Source organism: Arthrobacter sp. efr-133-R2A-120 (genome assembly GCF_030209835.1).
In the GTDB taxonomy this organism is placed as follows: domain Bacteria; phylum Actinomycetota; class Actinomycetes; order Actinomycetales; family Micrococcaceae; genus Arthrobacter.
In genome coordinates this window covers 58162-84629 of sequence record NZ_JARVRF010000006.1, presented here as the reverse complement: position 1 = coordinate 84629, position 26468 = coordinate 58162, and the positions used below count along the sequence as shown (strand labels likewise).

The following is a 26468-nucleotide window of genomic DNA, read 5'->3' as shown; positions in this document are numbered from 1 at the left end:
ACCGCGTGGAGGCACTCGCCGCCGCGCACCCGCTCTACCCGGGCGTCGCGAACCTAGGCTGACCGTCTTTGGTCGCCTTGCCCGGTGGGGCCGGCATCCTCCGCGTGCTCGGTCGCGTAGACGCCCGCTGAGCGGACGTGACGCTCCCTTAGACGCATGCTGCCGGAGGCCGGGCCCGAAGGGGCCCTCTGGTCGCCTCCTTTGAAACGCGAGAACATTGACCGTTCGCTCTGGTGACGGCTACATGGCGGGTGAGTGGGTTCCGGAAGCGTGCGTCAAAGCGACGAAGGAGCAGCACGCGGAGGAACTCGCTCACCCGCCCCCAACCCGACCACAACTAACTAAGGAAGCCGCCATGGGCGGCCTCGCCGTCAACGTCGTCGAATGCTCACGCTCAAGGTCTACCATTCAACGGAAGGCGATCGGGCTGCCTGGAGCCTCCCGGCGTAGGCTCGTAGCGGATGCCAGTGCCGCCGTCGGGCAGTATTAGTTGAGCAGTACGGCGCTCAAGAGAAGCAAAGAGGCAGGCAATCCATTGAACGCCCTGGCAGAGATGTTCAGGATCGGTCCCGGCAACAAGGACCATCACCCGGCTGTGCGCTGCGCGGTGGGCGTCTTCCTGCCATTGATCACCCTCGTGTTGTTCGGACGACTGGACCTTGTGGTCTTCGCCAGCTTTGCGGCGTTCACGAATATCTATGGCCGTAACGAGCCCCACAGCCACCGTTTTCGAAGCCAACTCAGGGCCGGTTCGCTGCTGCTGGGCATCATCCTGCTCGCCACCCTGACGGCCAGGGCCGCGCAGGGCTTGGACGCGTACGTGTGGATCCTTACGCTCGGCACCACGTTGGTTGCTGCTCTTTGCTCCGTGGTGACTGCGCTGTGGAGGCTTCGCCCGGCAGGTTCCCTCTTCCATATTTTTGCTTTCGCCGCGATCGCCTCCGTTCCCCAGCAGCCGCCGCTTTGGGAAGGGATGCTGGCCGCCGTCTTGACTGCGGTGTTGGCGTTGCTGATCGGAATGTCGGCACGGGTGGTCCCGAGCCACCGGACGCCCTGGAAGCGACCGGCGGCGGACCGGCTGCTGCCCCAGGAAATCCGGGCAGCTTGGCTGGAAGGCTCAGGCTACTTCGTGGCTGCCGGGCTGGCTGGAACGCTTGCTACCTTGGCCGGGCAGCGGCTCGGGTTCGGACACGGCTATTGGGCCATGGTGGCGGCAGTGGTTCCCTTAGTGGGGCGCAGTACAAGGCATCGGGTGCAACGGGGAATCCAGAGGATCGTGGGGACCCTGCTGGGGTTGCTGGTGTTGGCCGGAATCCTCTGGCTCGGCCCGGCGCCATGGCAGATGGTGTTGGTGATTGCCGTATGCCAGTTCGGGGCTGAGCTCTTCATTGCGCGCCAATATCTCGTGGCACAGATATTCGTCACTCCGCTCGCGCTCATTTCCACTCTGCTGGTTGCCAACGTCCCGCCCGGGCTCTTGCTGCGGGACCGCATCGTCGAGACGGTGATCGGGGCCGCCGTCGGCGTCGCGGTGGTACTGGCGCCTGCGGCATGGTCCCGGGTCAGGGAACGGGGCGCCCGGAGCTAAGCGAACGACGGCGCTCGTTGTGGTTCAACCCGACGATGTCACCGGGTGCCGATCGTCAGAATGACCAATTGGCATGCATCCGAAACCTGCCAAGCTGGCTCAATGCGCACACTTCTAAAGGGCGGCCGGGTCATCGACCCCGGCACCGGACACGACAACATCAGCGATCTCCTCATCGAGGACGGCCGCATAGCCGCGGCAGGGGCCCAGCTGTCCCGCGCCGAGACCGAAAGGGCCACGGTCATCGACGTCAGCGGATGCATAGTCGGTCCGGGCTTCGTCGACCTCCACAGCCATGTTCATTCCGTCGCCGGGCAGCGCCTGCAGGCGATGGACGGAGTCACGACGGCACTTGACCTCGAAGCTGGGCTGGCCCCGGTCGCTGCGGCGATGGCCAATGCCGCGCGCGAGGGCCGCCCCCTCAACTACGGCTTTTCGGCCTCCTGGGCGCAGGCACGCGCCTTTGCTCATCTAGGCGAGGCACCGGTCGCCGATGTGCACAACGCCCTCGGCTTACTCGCCAAACCAGAGTGGCAGCGCAGTTCGACCCCGCGTGAGTTGAGCACCTGGCTCGCGCAGCTCGAGACAGAGATCGCAGACGGCGCTCTCGGAATCGGCATCCTGCTCGGCTATGCGCCGCGCACCGATCCGGCGGAGTTCCTTGCGGTCGCCCGTCTCGCCGCCGCAGCGAAGGCTCCCACATTCACCCATGTGCGTGAATTGATCGAGGCGGACCCGACGACACCGATCGACGGCTCTGCGGAGATCATGATTGCCGCCGCCGAAACCGGCGCGGCCATGCACCACTGTCACGTCAACAGCACCTCCCGCCGCCACATTGACCGTGTGCTCGGCATGCTCGAACGCTCTCAGGCCGAGGGAAACCGCGTCACCGTGGAGACCTACCCCTACGGTGCGGGCAGCACCGCGATCGGCGCATTCTTCCTCGATCCGCAGCGCCTCGGCGCCTGGGGCATCAAGCCGAGCGACATCACGATCGTCACCACCGGTGAACGGGTCGCGGATGCCGCGCGCCTGACAGAGATTCGCCGCACCGACCCGGCCGCCGCGTGCGTAGTCGCGTTCCTCAACGAAGAGGATCCGAGCGACCGGGCCCTCCTTCAGAGCGCCCTCGCCTTTCCCGATGCCATCGTCGCGAGCGATGCCATGCCCGTCACGTGGGCCCGCGAAGTTCGCGAATCACTCCAGTGGCCGCTACCGGCCGGGGGCGCCACCCACCCCCGCACGGCAGGAACGTTTGCCCGGTCGATTCGCATGATGGTGCGTGAGACCGGCGTCTGGAGCTGGCTGGAGGCATTCCGGCGCTGTTCCTACTTGCCGGCGCGCGTTCTCGATGATGCAGCGTCCGGCGCACGGGCCAAGGGCCACATTGGTATCGGTGCGGACGCCGACATCGTCGTGATCGAGCCGGAGCGCTTCTCCGACACCGCAAGTTACTTCGATTCCACCCGTCCCTCCGTCGGTGTGCGCCATCTCTTCGTCGGCGGTACAGCCGTCGTGCGGGGCGGCCTCATGCTGACGGACGCGTTCCCCGGCCGCCCACTCAAGGGAGACCCCCGATGACCGGAACCTACTTTGCTCGGGATGCACGCGACCCGACGCATCTTGCGGCGAGCAGGCCACTTTGTGCGATCGAACCAAGCTGCACACAAGTCTCGTCGTTTGCTACCAGTTTTTAGTGCGGCGGCAGCGAATAGGCTCAGCGAATTCGCATTCTCAACGAGGAGGAACTTTCATGGTGGAATCACTGTCACAGATCGGTGCTTGGGTCGAGGAAAAGCTGCCCGACCTCATCGCCAAATACCAAGTGCCCGCCGCATCCGTGGCGATTCTCAGTGATGGCGACGTGGTCCGGACCGCGGCAGGCATCTTGAACAAAGCGAGCGGCGTAGAGGCCACCACCGACTCGGTCTTCCAGATCGGTTCCATCACCAAGGTCTGGACCACCTCGCTTGTCATGCAGCTTGTCGACGAGGGACTCGTCGACCTCGACGCACATGTCCGCCTCTACGTCAAGGACTTCGTCATCGCCGACGAGGCCGCCGCGGCGAAGATCACCGTTCGTCAGCTCCTAAGCCACCTCTCCGGTTTTGAGGGCGACATCTTCACCGCCACGACCGAGGGCGAAGACGCCGTCGAGAAGTTCATGCCGATCCTCGCCGACGTGCCACAGCTCTTCGAACCCGGCGAAATGTTCTCCTACAACAACGCAGCCTTCTCGGTTCTCGGCCGCATCGTCGAGGTTGTTCGTGGTAAGCACTATGAGGCTTGCCTGCGCGAACACCTCATCGACCCGCTGCAGCTCAAGCACGCGGCCACGGGGGCAGGCGAGGCAATCATGTTCCGTGCCGCGCTTGGTCACATCAGCCCGACCGAGGGCGCCGCCCCGGAGCCGGCACAGGTCTGGTCACTCGTGCGTTCGAACGCTCCGGCCGGATCCGTTTTCGCTATGAGCGCGAGCAACCTCATCGCCTTCGCAAAGATGCACATCGACGGCGGAGTTGGCCCGGATGGCAAACGGATCCTGAGCGCCGAAAGCGTTGCAGCAATGCAGGAGCAGCAGGTCAAGCTTCCGGAGCTCGGTCTCATGGGCGACAGCTGGGGTCTTGGCTGGGAGCTCTTCAATTGGGAGGGCGGTCCCGTCATCGGCCACGACGGAGGAACAATCGGCCAGAGCGCTTTCCTCCGCGTGATCCCCGGGCAGAAGGCCGCGATTGCGGTGCTGACAAACGGCGGCGACGTTCTTGGCCTTTACAAGGAGCTCATCTCCCCGGTCATCAACCGTCTCACTGGCATTGTCGTGCCGGAGCTTCCCACCCCCGCGAACGACGTCCACGCCATCGATGCCTCGCGCTACGTCGGCACCTACAGCTCACAGGTCGCGGACTCCCACGTCACCCAGGACACAGAGGGGCGGATCTGGATCGAACAGAAGATGAAGGGAATCTTCGCCGAGCTTGCCCTGGAGCGGCCCCCGGTCGAGCTGGTGCCTTGGAAGGGCGACACCCTGATCGCACGCAAAGCCCGTAACGGATTACACACACCGCACGCCTTCATTGGCGACGACGGCAACGGCAACGCGCTGTACCTGCACACCGGTCGCGCCGACCGCCGGGTGTCGGTATGACCGCCGCCATCTCGGATGTCTTCACGCGGGTTGGAGCCACCGGCTTTCTGCACGCCCGCGAAATCGGAGCGGCTTGCGACCACGAGGTCTCCGTCCGCTCCGACGAGCGCGTCATTCTCGCATCCGTGTTCAAGATCTTCGTCCTGGTCGCCTTTGTCCGCGCGGTCGATGCCGGCCGGCTGGATCCAAGCGGGCGGACAACTGTCACTGCGCGCTACCGCACCGGCGGAGTCGGGACCGCGGGATTCGCCGACGATGTCGAGGCCAGCTGGCGTGACCTCGCCCACAACATGATGGTGATGAGCGATAACGCCGCAACCGACGTCCTCTACCACCAACTCGGTCGGGAGGCAGTCGACCAGGTCGTGAGCGACCTCGGGCTCAGCCAAACGCGTCTGATCGGCTGCTGCGAAGACTTGTTCGCTTCGGTCGTCGAGGACCTTGGCGGCGGGGCGGACTGCGACCTCGAGGAGCTGCTGGAAGCGGCGACGGCCGAGCAGATCTGGGGCCTCTCGATCCTTGATCCGCTGCGTACTGCCGCGTCGACTCCGCGGGACATCACGACACTCCTGAATGCAATCTGGACTGACACCGCAGCGTCTCCAGCGGCCTGCAAGACCGCCAGGGACATCATGGCGCAGCAGATCTGGCCGCACCGGCTGTCATCGGGATTCCCGAGTGATGTACTGATTGCCGCGAAGACGGGAACCGTGCCCGCAGTGCGCAATGAGGCGGGCGTCGTCACCTACCCAGACGGACGGCAGTATGCGGTCGCCGTCTTCACCAGAGCCGACTCGCTGGCAGACCGCCTGCCCGCCGTCGACGCCTCCATCGGCGTGGCCGGTCACCTCGCGGTTGAGCACCTCCGGGAGCTCTCTTCGTAACTCCACCCGCACACATCCCATCCCGCACACGACCAGCTGGAGGCATCTCATGCGTTCCATTACCCCACTCGTCGCCCTCGTTGGGGCGGCAGCACTTGCTCTCACGGCCTGCGCCGCGCCCGGCGCTTCCGGCAACCACCCCGGCAACGAGCTTGCGACCGACGGCACATTCACCATGGCAATCGGCGCCGACCCGGGAAACCTCAACCCCATGATCACCGCGATGAATGTCGCGCGCACCATCGACCGCTTCCTCTACTCGCGCCTCGTCGAGGTAGGGAGTGACGGCACCATCCTTTCCGGACTCGCGAACAAGTGGAAGGCCGACACCACCAACGCCACCTTCACCCTCCGCAAGGACGCCACCTGCGCTGACGGCACCCCGATCACCGCGTCAATGCTCGCGGACAACATCAACTTCATTGCGGACCCGAAGAACGGCTCACCCCTCGTCGGGCTTAACGTACAAGCCGGCACCGTCGCGACAGGCGACGACGCCACCGGCGTGCTGAGCGTAAAGAGCGGCGCGCCCGACGCCTTCCTACTCGAAAACGTTGGCAGCGTGCACATGGTGTGCGGGCCGGCTCTTGCCCACGCGGACGCGCTCGCCAAGGGTGAAGGCGCGACCGGCATGTACACGATGACCAAGATCGCCCCGAACTCGCAGTACACACTGACCAGGCGCAAAGAGTTCGTTTGGGGCCCCGGCGACTGGGACCCGAAGCAGGCCGGCATCCCCGCCACGGTCATCTTCAAAGTCCTGCCCAACGAGACCACTGCGGCAAATCTGTTGCTTTCCGGCGAACTGAACGCCGCACAGGTTGTAGGGCCCGATTCCGATCGGCTGCGCACCAATAAGCTCTTCTCCAATGATGTTCAGGTTGGCTTGGGACAGATCCAGTTCAACAAGAACCCAAAGAAACTGCTTTCTGATAAGGCACTTCGCCTTGCCCTCACCCAGGACCTGAACCTCGAAAAGCTGCGCGCGGTTCTCTCGAACGGCAAGGGCACCGCGCCGACCAGCCTCGTCAACGCGGCGCCAAACCCTTGCCATGCCGACGTGGCGAAGGCCAACATCCCGGCCTTCGATGTGAAGGCCGCAGCCGACGCACTCGATTCCGCCGGCTGGAAACCCGGGTCGGACGGCGTACGGGAGAAGAACGGGGTGAAGCTCTCACTCACCGTCATCTACCCCTCGTATATTTCCGACTCCTTCGGCTCGACCGCGGAGCTGCTGCAGTCGATGTGGAAAGAGCTCGGCGTTGAGGCGACCCCCAAGGGTGTCGATGCCAACGGCGTGAGCCAGACGCTCTTCGGTACCGGCGACTGGGACGTTGCACTCATCTCAGTCGGCGTTGGCCTGCCCAGCCAGATCGTGCCGTTCTTCGCCGGCTCAACCCCGCCGAAAGGCTCAAACTTCGGCTACACCGATAACGCCGAGTACATCGCCGCCACGACCTCTGCCGCGACGAAGCCGGGCAAGGAAGGCTGTGACGACTGGTCGCACGCCGAGGCAGCACTCATCGCCGCCGCAGACGTCATTCCGTTCGCGAACTCGGTTGTGTCAGTGTTCGGCAGCAAGGCGGAGTTCGTCCAGAGCGACAGCCTCGAGCCCGCGTCAATTCGTCTGTTCAAGTAACTCGGGAAGTTTGGTAGCCCCATGACCAGCACCATGACCGAAACGGTGGCGGCACCGACTGCCGCATCACGCGCAGGAATCAGCCCCTGGCTGACCTTCGCGGTGCGACGCGGCGGACAATTCATCCTCTCGCTGTGGGTGCTGATCACGGCGGCCTTCCTCATGATCCACCTCGTGCCCGGCGATCCCGTACGTGCGGCACTCGGCATGAACGCACCAGCCGAGTTGGTCGAGGCCCGGCGCGCCGCGCTCGGTCTCGACCAACCACTGATCGTGCAATACGTGAACTATTTCGCCAAGCTCTTCACCGGCAACCTCGGAGTTTCCACCATCACCAACGAGCCGGTCGCCCACGTTATCGCGACACGGTTACCTGCCACCCTGCAGCTCGCCCTGCTCGCCTGCCTCCTCGTTCTACTCATCGCCCTTCCGCTCGGCGTCACAATGGCCGTGGCGACCCGCGGCAGCCGCAGACGCGGGCTCGAACTCACTTTCGCCATCGTCTGTGTGGTGTTCGCCGCGATCCCCGAGTTCCTCCTCGGCGTCGGGCTCGTCTACATCTTCGCGGTCAACCTCGAGTGGTTCCCGATCGCGGGCAATGACAGCCCGCTAGGGCTGGTCTTACCCGTGATCGCTCTGGCCATCGGGCCAATCGCTGTCTTCTCACGCATCATCCGCGTCGAGGTCCTCAGCGTCCTCGGCCAAGACTTCGTTCGCACCGCCCGCGCCAAGCGCCTGGCGCCCCGCAAAATCTATATCCGCCACGCCCTCCCCAATGCCATGACGGCGACGCTCACGCTCACCGGTCTCCTCCTCAGCGGCATGGTCGCGGGCACCGTACTTGTCGAGAACATCTTCGCTTGGCCCGGCCTCGGCACCATGATCGTGCAGTCCATCCTGTCCAAGGACTACCCGGTGGTGCAGTCCGTCGTGCTCATCTATGGAATCGGTGTACTTCTCGTCAACCTCGTAATCGATATCGTGCTTGCACTTCTCGACCCGCGCTCTACAATCCGGGAGTCCTGATGCCCACTCGTCTGAAATGGCTTTCCATCGTCCGTAGCCCGGTCGGTGCCACCGCCACGGTTCTCGTCCTTATCGTTGCCCTGCTTGCGATCTTTGCCCCACTGCTCTGGGGCGCACAGGCCGAGGCCATCGACACCGCTGGCACACAGCAGGGTCCAAGCGCGGAGCACCTCCTTGGAACGGATGCGCTGGGTCGCGACGTTCTCGCCCGCGTGTTGATCGCTACCCAGCTCTCGGTCGCACTCGCGGTCATCGCCGTCGTCATCGGCGTCACTGTCGGAACCCTGCTCGGTACGGCCCCATCAGTACTCCCGCGTTGGGCCGCACGCCTCGTCGTCGGCATCGTCAACATTGCCGTCGCGTTCCCTGGCCTCCTGCTCGCGCTGTTCTTGGCCGCGGTCTTCGGTGTCGGCGCGACCGGGGCCGTGTTCGCGATCGGTTTGGCCATGGCCCCGAGCTTTGCCCGCCTCACTCAGACTATGTCTGCCGCGATCGCGGGCCGTGACTTCATCTCTGCCGCGCGCGCCGCCGGGGTCTCGCGGCTGCGCGTGCTCATCCGGCACGTACTGCCAAACATTGCCGAGCCTCTCATCGTCAACGCGACCGTTGCAGCCGGCGGCGCGCTACTGGCCTTCGCCGGCCTGTCTTTTCTCGGCATCGGCGTACAGGTTCCCGCCTACGACTGGGGAAAGCTGCTCAGCGAGGGACTCAACCGCATCTACATCAACCCCGCCGCAGCCTTCGGCCCGGCCGTCGCCGTCGTCGTTGCCGGCCTCGCGTTCAACCTGCTCGGAGAGACCGCCGCATCCGTTGCCGGCGGCCGCGTGGCCACCGGTCGTTGGACGCTCTCGCCGCTGCCACAGCCCGCAACTCGTACGGCTCCCGCCTTTCCTAACGTTTCCGTCGGCACGATTCTCAGCATCGAGAACCTTCGCGTCTCGTACCCAACCCCCAACGGTCTGGTGCACCCCGTTCGCGGGGTGAGCTTCGAGGTCAGGGAGGGTGAGGCGCTGGGGGTGGTCGGCGAATCCGGCTCGGGCAAGAGCCTGACCGCGCTGGCCGCCTCACGGCTCATCGAACCGCCGGGTGTCGTGGACGCCGATCGACTCGAGTTCAATGGCATCCAGATGCTCACCGCGCCGGAGAAGACCATTCGTGGGCTGCTCGGCACATCACTCGCAATGGTGTTTCAGGATCCAATGACCTCGTTCAACCCCACCCGGCGCATCGGCAGCCAACTCGCCGAAGCCGCACAGGAACACCAGGGCATGAGCAAGAAGGACGCCATGAAACGCGCCGTCAAGCAGCTTCAGGCGGTGCGCGTGCCCGCGGCCACCCGGCGCGCCGAACAGTACCCTCACGAATTCTCCGGCGGGATGCGACAGCGCGCGATGATCGCGATGGGCCTCATGAACAGCCCCAAACTGATCATCGCCGACGAACCGACCACCGCCCTGGATGTCACGGTGCAGCGCCAGGTTCTTCGGCTCCTCGAACGGGTGCGCACCGACACGAACGCGGCGATCCTGCTGATCAGCCACGACATCGCAGTCGTCTCGCAAAGCTGCGAACGCGTGCTTGTCATGTACGCCGGCCGCGTCGTCGAAGATCTTCCGACGGCGGAACTCTACACGGGCGCACGCCATCCCTATACCCGCGCCTTGCTTGAGGTCGTGCCCGATCTCGACACCGACCGCGAACAGCCACTCGGTGTGATTCCCGGCCGCCCGCCGGCACCCGGCGAGGTACCGCTCGGATGCGCCTTCGCGGCTCGTTGCCCGCTGGCGACGGTACAGTGTCGCGAGTCCGACCCCGAGCTGGAGACCCACAGAGGCAAGCACCGGGTCGCCTGCTGGAACCCCGTAGGGGGCGATACTCGCGTGACACTGCCGGAACTCAGCACCGCCGCACCGCGCACGGAAGCTGCGCCGGTCGCAACCGTGGGAGGCGCGCAGTGAGCGAGCTACGTTTTGATCATGTCAGCGTGAGATATGGATCCCGCAGCACAGGCCTGACCGCCGTCGATGACGTCTCGCTGACCATCCCCTCCGGTTCGGTCGTCGGCCTCGTCGGCGAATCAGGCTCGGGCAAGTCGACGCTCGCCCGGGCCGCCATCGGACTCGCCCCTGTCACGGGCGGCGCGATCACGCTCGACGGCGTCGACGTCGCGAAACTGCGGCGCCGGCACCCAATTCAGATGGTCTTTCAGGACCCGTTCTCCTCGCTCGATCCACGGATGGCGATCGGCGAGTCCATCGCCGAGATGATTCCGCGTGGCACGTTCTCCTCAGCCGCGGCCAAGCGGGCCGAGGTCGGGCGCTTGCTTAAGCTTGTCAACCTTGACCCCGACCGTGCGGGTTCACTCCCTGGCGCTCTCTCGGGCGGCCAACGTCAGCGCATTGGCCTCGCTAGGGCGCTCGCCGCACGACCCGAGGTCATCATCGCCGATGAGATCACCTCGGCGCTTGACGTCTCGGTGCAGGGCTCGGTCCTGAACCTGGTGCGCAATGTCTGCGCCGAGCTGGAACTCACGATGCTGTTCATCTCGCACAACCTTTCGGTCGTGCGCTATCTGAGCGACTACATTGCAGTGATGTACCTCGGCCACATCGTCGAGCTCGGACCGGTCGATGAGGTGTTGAACAACGCCAAGCACCCGTATACCCGCGAGCTGCTCGCATCCGTGCCGACCCGCAACGGCAACCTTCTTGCCGTTGATCCGGCCGCTCCGATGGACGTCGAACCCGCAGACCCACATCACCCGCCGAGCGGTTGCCGATTCAACCCCCGTTGCCCGATCGGGCCGCTCGTCCACCCCGAGCGTCAGATCTGCGTGCAGAGCGCGCCACAGCTTCCCACGACGCCGGGGCACGCCACGGCCTGCCACTTCGCCGACCTCACGAGGGGCCGTGTACCCCAACCTTTCGAACCCTCTTGGTAACAGCATCCGCTCCAGCCAAACCCCGCACCGCGTAACTCATTGATCAGGAGACCCACACGATGGCACAACAACGTGTAATTGACGACCTCATTGCCACGCAGCTTCCAGAGCAGCCCGCTCTGTCGCCGGACTGCAGCAGCATCGCTTACGTTCTCAAGACCACCAACCGCGCCGAAGACCGCGACGAACGCTCGCTGTGGCTCGTGGCCGCTGAGGGCGGCGAACCGCGCCGGTTGACCCGGGGGACAGGCGACTCGACGCCGATATGGAGCCCGGATGGAACACGTCTAGCCTTCCTGCGCGCCCAGGACGGGCCGCCCCAGATTTGGGTTCTGCCGATCGGCGGCGGCGAAGCCGAACAGGTCACGACGCAGCCTCTCGGCGCTGGCGCCCCCGTGTGGAGCGGCGACGGCACACGCATCGCGTTCTCCGGCGCCATCGACTCCGCCGCGCTGCCCGGCGAAGGCAGCGAAGACTTCGCGAAGCGCCGCACGGCACCAATCGTCGCAAACAGGCTCGGCTACAAGGCCGACGGCGCCGGTCTCCTTGGCACCCTGCGCAAGCACATCCATGTCCTGAGCCTCGGCAGCGGCGAAATCACCCAGCTGACCCGTGGCGACTGGCACGCCGGCGATCCGGTCTGGTCGCCGGACGGCGAAAGGATCGCCTTCTCCACCGGCAAAGAGGCCGATTCAGACCTCACCTTCGAGACGGCCGCCTACGTGATTTCCTCGAGCGATGGCAATGCCAGGCCACGCCTCGTGGGTGCGGCCGACGTGCAGCTCTCCGTCACCGGCTGGACGCCTGATGCCGCCAAGCTCATCGCCGTCGGTCGCACCGATGCCGAGGTGGGAAACGCGAGCGTGCTGCTCCTTCCCCTCGACGGCGAAGCGCCACGAGACATCTCTTCGGCTCTCGACCGAAATGTCATGCCGGGTGGCGCAGGCTACCCCGGGGCTCTCCCGCAGCTGAGTGCGGATGGCCAGACAGTCATCTTCTGCCTGCGCGACGGTGGTTACACCCACCTCTACGCTACGAGCATCGACGGTGAGGTGCCGCGCGTCATCGTCGGCGGAGCGGCCAATGTGTCCGGCGTCTCCGTCGTCGGCAACACCGCCGCGATCGTGCTCGCGACGGAAACGTCCTTCGGTGAAGTCGCCACGGTCGATCTGTGCTCTGGCACCGTTTCGGTGCTCACGAGCTACTCGCCAGAGGAGACCGGCGTCATCGTCGCCGAGCCGCGGAGCTTCACGATCTCGGATGGCTTAGTCGTGCACGGCTGGCTGCGCCGCGACCCGCAACGCACCGGCCCCCTCCCGCTCCTGCTCGATGTGCATGGCGGGCCGCACAATGCGTGGAGCGGAGCCGCCGACCCCGTCCACGCCTACCACCACGAACTTGTTGCCCGCGGATGGGCTGTGCTCACGGTCAACCCTCGCGGGAGCGACGGTTACGGCAACGACTTCTTTCGCGGAGCTCTCGGCGGCTGGGGCACGAGTGATGCCAAGGACTTCCTCGAGCCGATCGACGATCTCGTCGCCGAGGGTGTTGCCGACCCCGCACGCCTCGCCGTCACCGGCTACAGCTACGGCGGCTTCATGGCTTGCTATCTGACCTCGCGCGACAACCGCTTCGCCGCTGCTGTCGCCGGGGGTGTCGTCGCCGATCTCACGAGCGTCGCGGGCACATCGGATGCCGGCCACTTCCTGTCGCGCCTCGAGAGCGGTGCCCTGCCGTGGAAGAACCCGGAACTCCTCGCCCCGCAATCGCCCTACAGCCAGGTGGGCCAGGTTCGCACTCCGACCCTCATCGTGCAGGGCGGCGAGGACGACCGCTGCCCAGTCGGCCAAGCCGAGCAGTGGTTCACCGCCCTCCGCGAACAGGATGTGCCGAGCGAGCTCGTGCTCTACCCGGGCGGCTCGCACCTATTTATTCTCGGCGGGGCACCCTCGCACCGCGCCGACTGGAACGAGCGCATCGTCGACTGGGTGGAGCGCTATGCCCCGGCCGCCGGCACCCCTGTCCGCAAGAAGGCTCTCAACGCCGCGCACTGGCAGCAGCGCCTGAGCGAGCTGGCGGCCGCCCACAAAGTTCCTGGGGCCACGCTCGGCATCCTGCGCCTCGGCGAGGAACCTGTCCTCGCGAGCCACGGCGTTCTCAACATCAATACCGGTGTCGAAACCACCAACGACTCCGTCTTCCAGATTGGCTCGATCTCGAAGGTGTGGACGGCGACCGTCATCATGCAGCTCGTCGACGAGGGCAAGCTCAACCTCGATGCCCCGATCCTCGACGTGGTCCCCGAGTTCCGGGTTGCCGACGCCGAGGTGAGCAACTCGGTGACGATGCGCCATCTGCTCACCCACACCAGCGGCATTGACGGTGACGTTTTCACCGACACCGGACGTGGCGACGACTGCCTCGAAAAGTACGTCGATGCCCTCTCGGAGGTCAAGCAGAACCACCCCATCGGGGCGACCTTCTCGTACTGCAACTCCGGCTACGCACTCATGGGCCGCGTGATCGAGAAGCTCACAGGTCTCAGCTGGGATGACGCCCTTCGCGATCGCCTGTTCACACCGCTCGGTCTCAAGCACACCGTGACGCTGCCAGAGGAGGCTCTGCTTCACCGTGCCGCCGCCGGCCATGTGGGCGCCGATGAGAACGGCCCAATTCTCGCTCCGATGTGGTCACTCCCCCGTTCGCTTGGCCCTGCCGGCCTCATCGATGCCAGCGCGGCGGATGTGCTCGAGTTCGCCCGCATGCATCTCAAGTCCGGGCTCGCGGCCGACGGTACCCGCATTCTCTCGGCGGAGAGCGCCGAGCTCATGACCACACACCAGACCGACGTTCCCGACCCGTACGTGCTTGGCGACTCCTGGGGCCTCGGCTGGATCCGCTTCGACTGGGGCGGAAAGCGCCTCTACGGTCACGATGGCAACACGATCGGCCAGGCCGCCTTTCTGCGCATCCTGCCAGAAGATGGCATCGCCGTGACGCTGCTCACCAACGGCGGCAACACGCACGATCTGTACACCGAGCTCTACAACGAGATTTTCGGCGAGCTGGCCGATATCTCGATTACGGGATCGTTCGGCCCGCCGGCCGAGCCATACACGGGCGACATGTCGCGGTATCTCGGTACCTACGAGCGCTCCAGCGTAGTCATGGAGGTCTTTATGGAGGAGGAGGCCGTGCGTATGCGCACGACCGTGAGCGGCGTCGTCGCCGAATCTAGGCCGAATCCCGTCGAAGAGTACGCCCTCACTCCGGTGAGCGATGGCCAATTCGCGCTGCGGGCGCCCGGCACTCAGGGGTGGCTCTCGCTGGTTTTCTACTCACTGCCGACGGGCGAGCAGTACGTGCATTTCGGTGCGCGGGCAATGCCCAAGGTGGCGCAGTGAACTTCGACACCAAGCAGATGCTCGAAGACCTGCGTACGGTCGTTGAACGCGAGTCGCCCTCGACAGACCTGGCTGCCGTCGCCCGCAGCGCGGACACCATCACGGAGCTCGGGGAACGGCTGCTCGGCTGTTCCCCCGAGCGGATCGTGATCGAGGGACGTACCCACCTGCGCTGGCGCTTCGGTACCCCCCGGGTTCTCGTACTCTGCCACCATGACACGGTCTGGCCGATCGGATCGCTCATCGAGCATCCGTTCGAGATCAACGGCGACGTGCTGCGCGGGCCGGGCTGCTTCGACATGAAGGTGGGACTCGTGATGGCGCTCCACGCCATTGCGGCACTTCCGAACCGCGATGGCGTGAGCCTCCTGGTAACCGGCGACGAGGAGCTCGGTTCGCCCAGCTCCCGGCAGCTCATCGAAGACGAGGCCATCGGATGCGCCGCTGCCCTCGTTCTCGAGGCATCGGCCGACGGTGGTGCCCTCAAGGTTGCCCGCAAGGGCGTCTCACTCTACGAGGTTGCAGTGCAAGGGCGGGCGGCGCATGCCGGTCTCGAGCCCGAGCGGGGTGTCAACGCTTCGATCGAGGCCGCGCACCAGATCCTTGCCGTCGCAAGCCTCGGCGACGCGGAACTCGGCACGACGGTCACCCCGACATTGCTATGCTCCGGTACGACCACGAACACCGTCCCAGCCGCATCCAGCTTCGCCGTGGACGTGCGCGTGCGCACGCTCGCCGAGCAAGACAGGGTGGACACCGCAATGCGCGCGCTCGCAGCGACGTTACCCGATGCCGTGCTGAACGTCACCGGTGGGGCGAACCGTCCGCCACTCGAGGAATCGGCCGCGCTGGATCTGTTCGCCCGCGCCAGCCGCTTGGCTGTGGAGCTCGGGCTCGGCCGCCTTGAGGGCGCCTCAGTCGGCGGAGCCTCCGATGGCAACTTCACGGCCGGGATCGGCGTCCCAACGCTCGACGGGCTCGGCGCAGTGGGCGGTGGTGCGCACGCTAGCAATGAACACGCGCTCGTTGGCGCATGGATCGAACGTACTGGCCTTGTCCACGCGCTCATCGCCGAGCTCATCCACGAGTTTTCACAGACGGATCCTGCCCTGGTCGTCCGCGGAAGAGAGCCGGACTACATTCCGTAGCGCACGACGAAAGCGGGGTACGATTTCGTCGTGCGCAACAATGTCGAGTCGTACCGTCTGCCCGTAGTGTCGGAGGCGTGCTCATACCAGTGACGACGCAGCCGCGCTCAAGCCTTGGCCGGGTTCTCGAAGACCTCGGAACGACCCTTCTTGAACTCGTCTGCGGAAACGCGGAGGGTCAAAAGCAGATCGAGACGGTCATCATCCACGACTCCCTCGACGATGCGATCCCCTCACACGGCGCGCTCGTTCTCGGCGTTGGGATGCGCGAGACCGAGGAGATCGTCGAGCTGCTCACAACACTCGCCACGCAAGACGCCGCCGGCCTCGTGCTCAGGGCGCCTGTGAGTGCAGACCCGGCGATCATACGCGCGTCCGAAGAATCCGGCATTCCCGTGCTCGCGCTGACCCGCGGTGCATCCTGGGCGCAACTCACTTCGATGCTGCGCTCGCTCATCGCGGAAGGCGATGTCGGCGAGAGCGGACCGCAAGGCCTCGGTGGAATGCCCGCCGGTGACCTCTTCTCGCTCGCCAATGCAATTTCGACACTTCTCAATGCGCCGGTCACGATCGAGGACCGCAACTCCCGAGTCGTCGCCTTCTCCGGTAAGCAAGACGAAGCGGATCCCGCCCGCGTGGAGACAATTCTCGGCCGTCAGGTTCCCGAGCGCTACATGCGCCAGTTGGAACAGCGCGGCGTGTTCCGCGAGCTGTATCGCAGCACGGACCCCATCGAGGTCGCTCCCGTCGATGTCGACGCCCAAGTGGCCTCGTACCCTCGTGTGGCACTCGCTGTGCGTGCGGGCGACGAGATTCTCGGCTCCATCTGGGTTGCGGTGCGCGAACCAATGCCGAAAGATCGGATCGGGGCGCTCAAGGATGCCGCGAAGCTGGTCGCGCTGCATATGTTGCGAATACGCGCCGGCGCCGACGTTGAGCGCAGGCTGCGGGCCGATTTACTTGCCACGCTGCTTGAGGGCGGCTCGGGCGCGGCCGACGCCGCGTCACAGTTGCGCCTCACCGGTCACCACTGCATTGTACTTGCGCTCGCTGCCGCGGATTCCGAAGAGGACGAGGAAGGCGGGGCCGCGCATGCGCGTCTTCTCGCCGCACGGCAACGCATCGCGGACGCCCTCTCGATGCACCTGGGCGCGGTATACCCCCGCTCCGCCGCCGCCCTCATCGGCAACATCGTCTACGGTGTCGTCAGCGTTCGTCCGGATCAAGCGGATGCCGGCCGACGCACCGCACGAGTTGCCAACGAATTCCTCGCGCGCATCGGCGGCGACCGGCGCCTGCTGCTCGGTATCGGCACAATCGCGGACGACCATGCGGCACTCCCCACTTCCCGCGTCAGCGCGGATCGCGCCCTGCGCGTTCTTCAACTCGGTAAGTCGCATGCGCAGGTCGTGATCTTCGACGACGTGCAGGTTGAGGCGCTTCTCGTCGAACTCGGAGACCTTGCCGCCGCTCGCGGCGACCGCCCGAGCGGCCCGGTCGCGCGGCTGCTTGAGTACGACCGGGTACGCAACGCACAACTTGTTGAGACTCTCCGCGCTTGGCTAGATGCCTTTGGCGACGTCGCCGCGGCATCCGCGCTCGTGTACACCCACCCGAACACCTTCCGCTATCGCCTACGCCGGCTCTCCGCCATTGGAGGGATCGACCTGAACGACCCGGAAGCGCGCTTCGCAGCCATGATCCAGTTGCGCCTACTTACCGACGGCGATCGCTCGCCGTAGCGTCTGAGCTCGCCGCGGGGCGACCGTCACGGTCCGTGTCGTCGCCTCGGCGAGCACCGCAGGGATCGGCTCGACGCCAATGCCCGCGCCGCTCGGGATCCGGATCTGGCCGTCTTCGATGCGGAAGGGCTCGGTGATGTCCTGCTTGTAGAAGCGGTCGGATGCCGAGATGTCTCCGGGCAAGGTGAATCCGGGCAGGCCGGCGAGTGCCGCATTTGCCGCGCGGCCGAGGCCGGTCTCAAGCATCCCGCCGCACCACACAGCGACCCCATTGGCAACGGCGATGTCGTGAATGCGTTTGGCTTCGAGGTATCCGCCAACGCGTCCGGGCTTAATGTTGATAATTGCGGCGGCTCCCATGACGATGGCGTCGGCGGCAGAGGCGGCCGAGACAATCGACTCGTCCAGGCACATCGGTGTCGAGATCTCTCGGGCGAGGAGGGCATGCTGGCGCAGATCGTCCTCAGCAAGCGGCTGCTCGATCAGCAGCAAGTTGAAAGGATCGAGCTTGCGCAAGTGCGGGGTGTCGACGAGCCGGTAGGCGGTATTCGCGTCAACCTGCAACGGGATATCGCCAAAGCGCTCGCGCACTGCACGGACGGGCTCGATGTCCCAGCCCTGCTGGATCTTGAGCTTGATGCGCACGTAACCCTGGTCGACATAGTCGCCTACCGCAGAGAGCAGATCCGGGATTGACTTCTGGATTCCGACCGAAACGCCGGACGGGACCGCGTCGACAGTGGCGCCGAAATAGGAGGCGAAGGAGACATCCGTCGCCCGCAGCTGGGCATCGAGGATCGCCATCTCAAGTGCGGCCTTCGCCATGCGGTGGCCAACGAGGTGCTCAAGCACGTGGCCGACAAGCTCGGCGGTGAGCGCCTTGCCAGCATCCTGCCAGGCGTAGAGCGCCGGAATCAGGAAGCGCTGCAACACCTCGCGCGCGCCATCGAGGTACTCAGGCGAGTAAACGGGCTCGTCGAGAACCACACACTCGCCCCAGCCGGTCACCTCACGGCCATTGTGCTCGGCCGTCACCTTGACGAGCAGCGGTGCGCGCGAGGTTTGGGTGCTGAACGAGGTGGTGAATGGCGAGACAAGGGGCAGGGTGATATCGATGAGGTCAATGCTGAGAATGCGCACGTGTGGGGGTCCTTTCGAGACTGTAGTGGCCTCGGCGGGCGAAGTCGGTGACCTGCCAACCGTCGTTCATGAGTGTTGCGAGGGCGTCGCGGAGCGCTGGGCGCCAGCGAGCGGCTCGATCGGGATACTCGATGCGCATCGTTTCGATGTCGGAGGGGATCTCGACCCGGACGCGCTGCGCTGAGCCCAGGGAGTCGAGGGAGAGACGCGGCACGCCGTCCTCGTTGTAGAGGACACAGGCCTCCGGTTCCGAGGTGCCGGCCGCTATGCGGGCACCGGGCTCCCGCAGCAGATCCCAGACGAGTAGCATCCGGTCACTGTCCTGGCCGCGGTTTATGCTGTCCGTCATCTCTCCATAGAAATTGGGCAAGTATTCCATTGCGGCTGTCCCGAGCCGGTGAATGTTGAAGTAGGCGTTGCGCGCGATGAGCGGATCAAAGGTCCACGTCATGGTGTTGGTCCCGCGGCGAAGGCACCAGGCCCGCTCATGGTGTTTGAGCGCTTTGCCGACCCCGGCCCCGTCGCTCCCGCCGACGACGCCCGCGATGTGTGAATGCAGCGCCCGGTCGGGCGGCGGGTGGAAGAACCCGACGCACACGGCAACAAGGTCCGCGCCGCGGTAAGCGCCGGCCACGTAGTTGTGGGCGTGGGCGAGCGCGACAAGAAGGCCCGGGTCGATGTGTGGCTCATTTCCTTCGGCCTTCCAGATTGTCGCGAGAAGGGCAGAGGCCAGCTCCATCTCGGCCGGGCCGTGCAGGGTGCGAACGCTGACCCCGCTGGCCACGGCCAGGGCGTCAGCCTCGGCCTCGGCAAGTGAAGCGATCTTGTCGCGACTGGCCTCGCTCGTGAGGAGACCACTGATCACGAGGCATCACCATGCGGCATATAGCGGTAACCGAGATAGGCGCCCTTCTCAAGCGGACGGAATTGTGCCCAGCCCGCGGAGTCGGGCGCGGTGAAGAGCAAGACCCCGGGCTGGGTAGCCGGCACAAGGTTGAGAGTGGTTGCTGTGGGCTCCTCGCCGTCCTGCAGGATGTCCGTGAGTTCCCGCATTGTGAGTTGCGGACCATTCTCGCCGTTCTCAAAAGTGAGCGCCGCTCCGCCCGACGCGTAGCTAAGCGGTTTCCGGGCAGTCCCTCCGGCAAGTCCGGCAATCGCGGCAAGCGCGGCGGACGCGCCGCTCGAGTCCATCTGCAGGGCATCCGGAATCCTCGCCGTCGAGATGGCACTAGCGGCATCGCCGAACAATTCTCGGTAGAGACCGTCCGGTTGGCCTCCCGTGGTCAGCAGCGCGAGCGCGAAACCGTCCTCCGGGAAGACCCGCAGATAGGCGCGTTGGCCGATGGTACCCCCATCGTGTCCGTAGACGAATGTTCCCTTCCAGTCTTCGAGGAACCAACCGAGCCCCCAGCCAACGGTCGCGGGCGACACTGCGCGCAGGCTCACCTGCTCTTCGAGCATGGCCCTGGCCGATTCGGCGGAGAGTATGCGGGTGCCGTTGGGAGCGACACCACCACGGAGCGCGGTCTGGGCGAAGCTGAGCAGGTCGCCGATGCTCGCCGTGATCAGGCCGGCTGGCCCCATGGAGCGCGTGATCGACCAGCTCGGAACCGGCTGGGCCGCATCGCCGAAACCAGAGTGCCCGGTTGCGGTGGCGAAGCGTGGGGCGTCCGAGGTCAGGGTGATCGTGTGTTCGAGTCCCATGGGAGCGATGATGTGCTTTCGTAGCGCGGCGTCCCAGGTGCAGCCTCGCAGCACCTCGATGATCCGTCCCGCGACGACGAAGCCTGCGTTGCAGTACGAGAAACGCTCGTCGATCGGGTGCACCTGCTTGGCACTCTTCAGTGACTCGACGTAGCGCTCGACGCAGTCGTCGCCCGGGCCGGTGTCTGTGAAGAGGTCTCCGTCGATGCCGCTCGTGTGAATCAGCAGGTGCCGCACGGTGACGGCGGCAGCGGTGGAGTGATCCGCGAGGGCGAAATCGGGCAGAATGCTCTGCACCGGTGCATCCAGGTCCAGGCGCCCTTCGTCGACGAGTTGCATGATGAGGACCGTTGTCCAGACCTTGGTGATCGAGCCAATCTGGAAAAGCGCGTCGTCCGTCGTGGATACACCGGAGCCGATGTCGAGTACTCCCGAGCTCGCCGTCGTGCACTCGATCGGGGTGCCGTTCTCGTTGAGCCGCACGATGCCGAACTGCGCAGCCGTGACACCGTAGCGCGTGCGAAGAACGCCTAGGCGACGGCGCCAGAAGCCGGCACCTTGACCGGCGGCCGTGAGACCGCGCGGCCGCGCGCGGGAGACGGGCCGCGCGTAGCTTTCGAGCCACTCGATAAGACGGCGGTTATAGTCGATGCGATGCTCGATCGGGCCGTCCAGGATGAACAGATGGCTCCCGCCCGGGTAGACAACAAGGCGAGCTGGCACCTCGGCGAGGCGTAGGGCCTTGAACCATTCCTCTGCCTGTCCGACGGGGCAGGATGCGTCCTCGGCTCCGTGCAGCATGAGGGTCGGCGTTGTGACATTGGTGACCCGGGCGATCGGCGAGGCGTCGAGAAGCTCGCGGTAGTGGCCGAGCGGCGCAACCCCGGTGCTCATCTCAGAGAAGTACGCGGCGTGCTCGCCATCGGCGGCCATGCTGGAGAAGTTGCAGATCAGGCCGCCTGCGACGGCCGCGGCAAACCGGGTGGTCGCTGCCGTGAGCGCACAGGTGCCGAAGCCTCCGTAGCTGTAACCAGTCACGGCGAGGCGATCTGGGTCGGCGAGGCCCTCGGCAACGAGCGTGTCGATCGGCTCGAGGAAGTCGCGTTCATCGGCGGTACCCCAGCCCCCGTTTACGGCCCGGTAGAAGGCGTCCCCGTAGCCATCCGAGCCGCGTGGGTTCACCATAAGGATGCGCCAGCCCTTCGCCGCCAAGACCTGGTGGTAAAGATGAACACCTTCAGCGACACCACTCCAGGCGTTGTGTGGGCCGCCGTGAATGTCGAGCAGCAGGGGTGCCGCTCCATCCGTCTCAGGGGCCGAGAGCAACCAACCATGAACGCGTGTGCCATCCGAGATTGTGAACTCGCGTTCTTCGGCCTCGAACAGCTCGATGCCGGCGAGGGTGCTCTCGCGCAATCTCGTGAGCACGGTGAGGACGCCCGTCGCCAGGTCTAGCGTCGCGACCTCACCCAGGCTCTGCTGGGTGGTGAGCACGAAGGCGACACGTGCGGAAGCAGACGCAACGGACAGGGCAGAGACCACCTGGTGGGGCCCTGCGACCAATGCCCGTGAGCTCGTGCCATCGGGGGTGACCGCGTGCAGCTGCGTCCAGCCGCGGTCTCGTAGGCAGTAGAGGATCTCGGAGCCGTCGGCGCGAAACGTTGGGCGCCCGCCTGGGTAGCCCGGGAAGCCAGCCATGACATTGCGGTCGAGCTGGGCAGTTAACGACGCGTCGGTCTCATCCGTGCCGACGTAAAGACGAAGGAGCTCGGCATTCCCGGTGCGCGGGGCGGTGTTCCCGACTGCGATCACGGAGCCACCGTCTGGTGACCATGCGAGTGCCCCGCTGAGGCTGCTGGCTTGGCCGATTCGGCGCGGCAGCGGCATTTTGGCGTCGACGTCGATCACGTAGGCGCCGCTCGTCCAATCGACGTCACTGCCAGGTTCGATGGCGGCTGTGAAGGCGATCAGCAGGCCGTCGGGCGACCAGTTCGCCTCGCTCGCGTTCCAGTCGCCGTCGCTGAGGCGTCGCGCTCGGCCGGATGCGATCTCACTTACAAAGAGGTGCAGTCGAACCGCTGCGTTCCAGCCGACCCCATCGGTCTTGAAGCCGAGCCTGTCGATCACGACCGGCTCTTCCACCGCGGACCCCGTGACGTTGCGCGAAACTGGTGCGGTGATGGCGAGGCGGAGGCCGTCGGGGCTGATGCGCGCGGCCGTAACACCCAGGGGGAAATCGGCGGTCCGGCTAAGTGCCCGCGCTTCACCTCCTCCGATTGGCAGTAGATACACCTGGGCTGGTCCAGCGGATGCCCGGAGGAAGAGAACCGCGGAGCCATCGGGAACGAATTGCGGCGCGGAATCGGCCGGGCCGCTCGTCAGACGGCGGGCCTCGGAGCCGTCGCTGACCGCCCAGAGTGAGCTGTGCGCCCTGCCGTTCAAGGTTTCCGTGCGTGTGAAGACCACGAGCTTGCCGTCGGGCGAGATGGCGGTCTCGGCTGGCACAACGAAGCGCGCGATATCTTCGAGCTCAAGCGGGCGGTTCGTAAAGGTGTTGCTCGTCACGGTGATTCCCCTTCTCGTGGCGCTGAGTCCATTGATGTCTTGTCCCTCTACAATCGACGTTCCACAGCCCCCGTACTTCGTCCGATCGCACAATGCTGAAGCTTTGTTTGGTTGCTCTGACTCAGGTGCGGCTAGGGGTGTCGCCGCAATACTGGGGTTCTATGAGCGCAGTCCCGTCTGCGCGCCCCAGATTCGAAGGAGAACGTGTGAGCATCAAGACATTCATCTCGATCGACATGGAGGGCGTCGCCGGCGTCGCGACGTTCGACCAGGTCGTTCGCGGCGGCTATGGCTATCCACGTGCGCAAGAATTGATGACGCTCGAGGCGAACGCCGCAATCGCGGGTGCCTTCGATGGGGGTGCGGACGAGGTGGTCATCAACGATTCGCACGGCACGATGGACAACCTGATTCACGAGCTTCTTGACCCCCGGGCCATCGTCGTGTTCGGCAGTCCGAAGGCACAGTGCATGGCCGAGGGACTCACGGCGGATTGCGACGTCGCCCTGTTCATCGGCTATCACGCCCCCGCAGGGGAACACGGCGTGCTTGCGCACACCTTTTCGAGCCACTTCACGGAGGTGCGGGTGAACGGCGCGGTGGTCTCGGAGGCCGAGGTCAACGCCATGTACGCGAGCTCGCTCGGCGTCCCCGTCGGGCTCGTCAGCGGCGATGACGTGATCTGCCGTATCGCTCGGAAGCAGTTCGCGGGCGTCGAGGTAGTCGAGGTCAAAGTCGCGCACGGTTACACTTCCACCGCATCGGTTGCGCCTTCCGTGGCTCGCGACGCCATTCGCGAAGCCGCGGCGCGCGTCGTGCGTAACGCGGCGGCTCTCACAGTTTCGGAACTGCCGGAGCAGTTCACGGTTGCTGTGGACATGCCGACGGCAAACGCCGCCGAGCTTGCAATGTCGATTCCGGGTGCGCGACGCACGAGCGACCGCTCGGTCGAATGCACTGTAACGGATGCTGGCCAAGTGCTCGGACTGATCGTCGTGTTCTATGAACTCGCGGCGAGTGCCATGTACGCCAAGACAGCACTCGTCATGCGGCGCTAGCTAGAGCTGAAGGTGCTGGAACCCGAAGGCGCCTATTGGGAGAATCGGCCTGGGTGTTTCTCAATTGCCAGCCGTGTGGGACCTTATGTAAAGGGACTTATTGTTTCCACATGCCCCAATCAGAATATTCACCAGGAGAACGCGCCATGCTTCCTGCAGATACCAGTTTGACTACCATCGACCGAATCCAGAACCTGATCCTGGAGAGTGCCGACTTCGAGGACTTCCTCAATGAGCTGGCTCGGTTTTCTGCCCACCAGATGGCGGGCGACGGCGATGATGCGCTCTGCGGGATCACGCTGCTACGCGAGCGGAAGGCGCTCACGATTGGTTGGAGCAGTGATGCGGCCCGCGAAGTGGACGAGATCCAATATTCCTTGGCCCAGGGTCCATGTTTGACGGCTGCCGAAGAGGATCGGGAAGTCCACGTCCCGGATCTTCTTGAGGAGAACCGTTGGGGCCCCGACTATGCGGCCGCGGTTGCGTCGCACGGCCTGAGGTCGGTGTTGTCGTTGCCATTCAACCTTGAGGGAGAGGCAAAAGCGGCGCTCAACCTGTACTCCGAAGCGCCTTACAAGTTCGACCAAAGGGCCGCAGACCGGGCCCGCGGATACACCCGTGAGGTATCGCAGGCCTTGCGTCTCGCCATCAGGTTCGCCCTCCATGCGGATAGCGCAAAGAACCTTCGGGCGGCGATGGAGTCCCGCACGGTCATAGACATCGCGGTAGGAATTGTCATGGCACAGAGCCGCTGCAGCCAGGAGGACGCTGTCCGGATCCTGACGGAAGCCTCAAGCAATCGCAATGTGAAATTGCGCGATATCGCCAAGTCCCTGGTGGATTCTGTTGACGCAGCGGGCACCCTGACCCACTTCGAAGAACCGACCCAGGAGCCGGGCCGCAGCCGGGCAGGGTGAGCCGGGCCCGCCGCGGGTCAACTCGTGGGGTGTACAACAAGGGGGGCGAGGCGATAACCTTCTTGAGGTTGAGCCGTCGGCCATAGACACCCTTATTTGGAGTACCTATGGACCGTAGATTGCACGCCCTTGTGAAATTCGATGTCTCCACGGACGCCGTCGAAATCGACGTACGGGGAAGCCTCAATCAAGATTCGAGGCCCGCACTCGTTCACATCGTTCGCCGGATTCGTCGAATGGGCATCACCTCCCACATCAGAGTTGGCTTTTCCCGCGCCGCGATTGTCGAATCGCAGGCTTTGGCGGGACTCCGCAACGACCTCAACGCGATCGACGGCGGAACGACGGAAGTGGGCCTTGGCGCTGGCTACGGAGTTTCGCTGGAATTCACGGACAAGCCTGCGAGCCTCGCGCAAGCCGCAACGGGATCGAAATCGATCGAGATCACGGGCGAATTCGCAGCCTCGATCGATGCGGCGGGACTCCAACCGCTGGACAAGTGCACCGATGAAGAACTCCTTGCCGCCAGTGATTTCGCTTTTGGCTTGCTGGACCAGCCCAGTACGTCTGCCTCGCCGGTAGTCCTGGCGCACTACGACGCGATTGGCTTGGAGATTTCGCGGCGGGAAACCAGGGATGACACAGCGGATCCCTCCGCGCCGATGTAAACTGATGCCCCCATTCAATGGAATCCGCGGGAAGTGGTGGAGGCGCAGTGGCCAACTCGGCATCCGGCGATTCGGTGGTGGATCGCATCGTCCGGATCATCGAGGCGTTCCCCGAAGCATCCACGTCGCTGCGGCTTTCCGAACTCGCGGAGACTGCCGGATTGCCCCTCACAAGCGCCCATCGCCTGGTCCGGCAACTCGCCGACCACGGGCTCCTGGAGCTGGCCGTCGGCGGAGATGTCCGCCTGGGCCTGCGTTTGTGGGAACTCGTCAACCGGAATTCACCCACCTTGGCCCTCCGGCAGGCGGCTCTGCCGTTCATGGAGGATATCCAGCAGGTCCTGAACCAGAACGTGAACCTTGCCGTGCTCGACGGCTGGGAGGCATTGTTCGTCGAGCGGCTGTCCCGCCGGGGATCCGTGGCCAACCGCGCCCGGGTTGCCGGCCGCATGCCGGTTCATATCTCTTCGGCTGGGCTGGCGTTGATGGCTAGCCAGCCGCGGGAACAGCAGGCTGAGTACCTCAAACAGTTCAGCGACCCCGCCGGAAAGGTGACGGCCGACGTCGTCCGTCACCTTTTGGCCGAAACCGCCCAGCAGGGGTACGCGCAGCTCGCGGGCGTAGTGGATCCGGACACATGGGGAATCGCGGTGCCGGTCGCGGACGGCAAGCGGCGCACGGTAGCCGCGCTCGGCGTCGTGGTTCCCCTCGCTGAAATGCGCCTGCAGGCCTTGGTACCCGCGCTGCAGACGGCGGCCCGCGGAATCGGGCGCCAGCTCGGGGAGCAGCGGAACGCTTAAGGATTTTCCGTTGAACGGAATTCGTATAACACCGACCATGCGGTGGGGGTCACACTGATCAGCAGAACGACCGCAGCCTTCAGGCGCGGTTCCGCA

Annotated in this window: 18 protein-coding genes; 15 read left to right on the top strand and 3 right to left on the bottom strand. The window is 65.1% G+C overall.

Annotation, left to right across the window (positions count from 1 at the left end; translation table 11 throughout):
- Window positions 1-535: 535 nt before the first annotated feature.
- The 11 genes from QRN52_RS04465 to QRN52_RS04415 all read left to right on the top strand — a co-directional run bounded on the left by QRN52_RS04465 (window position 536) and on the right by QRN52_RS04415 (window position 17520).
- On the top strand, window positions 536-1588 hold the full coding sequence (locus QRN52_RS04465; protein WP_284751568.1) for an FUSC family protein: 1053 nt from the start codon (window positions 536-538) through the stop codon (window positions 1586-1588).
- Window positions 1589-1648: 60 nt separating this feature from the next.
- Window positions 1649-3172 (top strand): amidohydrolase family protein, encoded by a 1524-nt coding sequence (locus QRN52_RS04460; protein ID WP_284751567.1) that lies wholly within the window; start codon window positions 1649-1651, stop codon window positions 3170-3172.
- Between the two features lie 172 nt (window positions 3173-3344).
- Entirely contained in the window at window positions 3345-4736 is a 1392-nt protein-coding gene (locus tag QRN52_RS04455) for a serine hydrolase domain-containing protein (protein WP_284751566.1), read from the top strand.
- Window positions 4733-5620 (top strand): serine hydrolase, encoded by an 888-nt coding sequence (locus QRN52_RS04450; RefSeq protein ID WP_284751565.1) that lies wholly within the window; start codon window positions 4733-4735, stop codon window positions 5618-5620. Before QRN52_RS04455 ends, QRN52_RS04450 begins: the two co-directional genes overlap by 4 nt.
- A gap of 49 nt (window positions 5621-5669) precedes the next feature.
- Entirely contained in the window at window positions 5670-7259 is a 1590-nt protein-coding gene (locus QRN52_RS04445; RefSeq protein ID WP_284751564.1) for an ABC transporter substrate-binding protein, read from the top strand.
- 21 nt (window positions 7260-7280) lie between these two features.
- Window positions 7281-8285 carry an ABC transporter permease gene (locus QRN52_RS04440; protein WP_284751563.1) on the top strand — a complete coding sequence of 335 codons (1005 nt, stop codon included), beginning with the start codon at window positions 7281-7283 and terminating at the stop codon, window positions 8283-8285.
- Window positions 8285-10243, top strand: a complete 1959-nt coding sequence (locus tag QRN52_RS04435) for a dipeptide/oligopeptide/nickel ABC transporter permease/ATP-binding protein (protein WP_284751562.1) — start codon at window positions 8285-8287, stop codon at window positions 10241-10243. The genes QRN52_RS04440 and QRN52_RS04435 overlap by 1 nt, the downstream gene beginning before the upstream one ends.
- Before the next feature lie 26 nt (window positions 10244-10269).
- Entirely contained in the window at window positions 10270-11226 is a 957-nt protein-coding gene (locus tag QRN52_RS04430; RefSeq protein ID WP_284751561.1) for an ABC transporter ATP-binding protein, read from the top strand.
- A gap of 59 nt (window positions 11227-11285) precedes the next feature.
- Window positions 11286-14630: a serine hydrolase gene (locus QRN52_RS04425; RefSeq protein ID WP_284751560.1), complete on the top strand. Its 3345-nt coding sequence runs from the start codon at window positions 11286-11288 to the stop codon at window positions 14628-14630.
- Window positions 14627-15778 carry a M20 family metallopeptidase gene (locus QRN52_RS04420; RefSeq protein WP_284751559.1) on the top strand — a complete coding sequence of 384 codons (1152 nt, stop codon included), beginning with the start codon at window positions 14627-14629 and terminating at the stop codon, window positions 15776-15778. Before QRN52_RS04425 ends, QRN52_RS04420 begins: the two co-directional genes overlap by 4 nt.
- Window positions 15779-15855: 77 nt before the next feature.
- Window positions 15856-17520: a PucR family transcriptional regulator gene (locus tag QRN52_RS04415; RefSeq protein ID WP_284751558.1), complete on the top strand. Its 1665-nt coding sequence runs from the start codon at window positions 15856-15858 to the stop codon at window positions 17518-17520.
- Here the strand turns inward: QRN52_RS04415 and menC are convergent.
- The 3 genes from menC to QRN52_RS04400 are packed head-to-tail and all read right to left on the bottom strand — an operon-like array spanning window position 17491 to window position 22929.
- Window positions 17491-18660 (bottom strand): o-succinylbenzoate synthase, encoded by a 1170-nt coding sequence (gene menC / locus QRN52_RS04410; protein WP_284751557.1) that lies wholly within the window; start codon window positions 18658-18660, stop codon window positions 17491-17493. The two genes, QRN52_RS04415 and menC, sit on opposite strands and share 30 nt — an antisense overlap.
- Window positions 18641-19525 carry a hypothetical protein gene (locus QRN52_RS04405; RefSeq protein WP_284751556.1) on the bottom strand — a complete coding sequence of 295 codons (885 nt, stop codon included), beginning with the start codon at window positions 19523-19525 and terminating at the stop codon, window positions 18641-18643. Before QRN52_RS04405 ends, menC begins: the two co-directional genes overlap by 20 nt.
- Window positions 19522-22929, bottom strand: coding sequence for a serine hydrolase (locus QRN52_RS04400; RefSeq protein WP_284751555.1), 3408 nt, complete (start codon window positions 22927-22929; stop codon window positions 19522-19524). The genes QRN52_RS04405 and QRN52_RS04400 overlap by 4 nt, the downstream gene beginning before the upstream one ends.
- A 206-nt stretch (window positions 22930-23135) precedes the next feature.
- Between QRN52_RS04400 and QRN52_RS04395 the strand changes: the two genes are divergently transcribed.
- The 4 genes from QRN52_RS04395 to QRN52_RS04380 all read left to right on the top strand — a co-directional run bounded on the left by QRN52_RS04395 (window position 23136) and on the right by QRN52_RS04380 (window position 26372).
- A complete protein-coding gene (locus QRN52_RS04395) occupies window positions 23136-23987 on the top strand; it encodes a M55 family metallopeptidase (protein ID WP_241707541.1) in 852 nt (283 codons plus the stop codon).
- Between the two features lie 146 nt (window positions 23988-24133).
- Window positions 24134-24904 carry a GAF and ANTAR domain-containing protein gene (locus tag QRN52_RS04390; protein WP_284751571.1) on the top strand — a complete coding sequence of 257 codons (771 nt, stop codon included), beginning with the start codon at window positions 24134-24136 and terminating at the stop codon, window positions 24902-24904.
- Window positions 24905-25011: 107 nt separating this feature from the next.
- Window positions 25012-25572: a hypothetical protein gene (locus QRN52_RS04385; protein ID WP_284751554.1), complete on the top strand. Its 561-nt coding sequence runs from the start codon at window positions 25012-25014 to the stop codon at window positions 25570-25572.
- Window positions 25573-25619: 47 nt separating this feature from the next.
- A complete protein-coding gene (locus QRN52_RS04380) occupies window positions 25620-26372 on the top strand; it encodes an IclR family transcriptional regulator (protein ID WP_284751553.1) in 753 nt (250 codons plus the stop codon).
- The last annotated feature ends 96 nt before the right edge of the window (window positions 26373-26468 follow it).

Bases quoted from the DNA above. Each gene is read 5' to 3' on its own strand.
- QRN52_RS04460 (WP_284751567.1), top strand. From the start codon at position 1,649: ATGACCAATTGGCATGCATCCGAAACCTGCCAAGCTGGCTCAATGCGC.
- QRN52_RS04455 (WP_284751566.1), top strand. From the start codon at position 3,345: ATGGTGGAATCACTGTCACAGATCGGTGCTTGGGTCGAGGAAAAGCTG.
- QRN52_RS04450 (WP_284751565.1), top strand. From the start codon at position 4,733: ATGACCGCCGCCATCTCGGATGTCTTCACGCGGGTTGGAGCCACCGGC.
- QRN52_RS04445 (WP_284751564.1), top strand. From the start codon at position 5,670: ATGCGTTCCATTACCCCACTCGTCGCCCTCGTTGGGGCGGCAGCACTT.
- QRN52_RS04440 (WP_284751563.1), top strand. From the start codon at position 7,281: ATGACCAGCACCATGACCGAAACGGTGGCGGCACCGACTGCCGCATCA.
- QRN52_RS04435 (WP_284751562.1), top strand. From the start codon at position 8,285: ATGCCCACTCGTCTGAAATGGCTTTCCATCGTCCGTAGCCCGGTCGGT.
- QRN52_RS04425 (WP_284751560.1), top strand. From the start codon at position 11,286: ATGGCACAACAACGTGTAATTGACGACCTCATTGCCACGCAGCTTCCA.
- QRN52_RS04390 (WP_284751571.1), top strand. From the start codon at position 24,134: ATGCTTCCTGCAGATACCAGTTTGACTACCATCGACCGAATCCAGAAC.
- QRN52_RS04385 (WP_284751554.1), top strand. From the start codon at position 25,012: ATGGACCGTAGATTGCACGCCCTTGTGAAATTCGATGTCTCCACGGAC.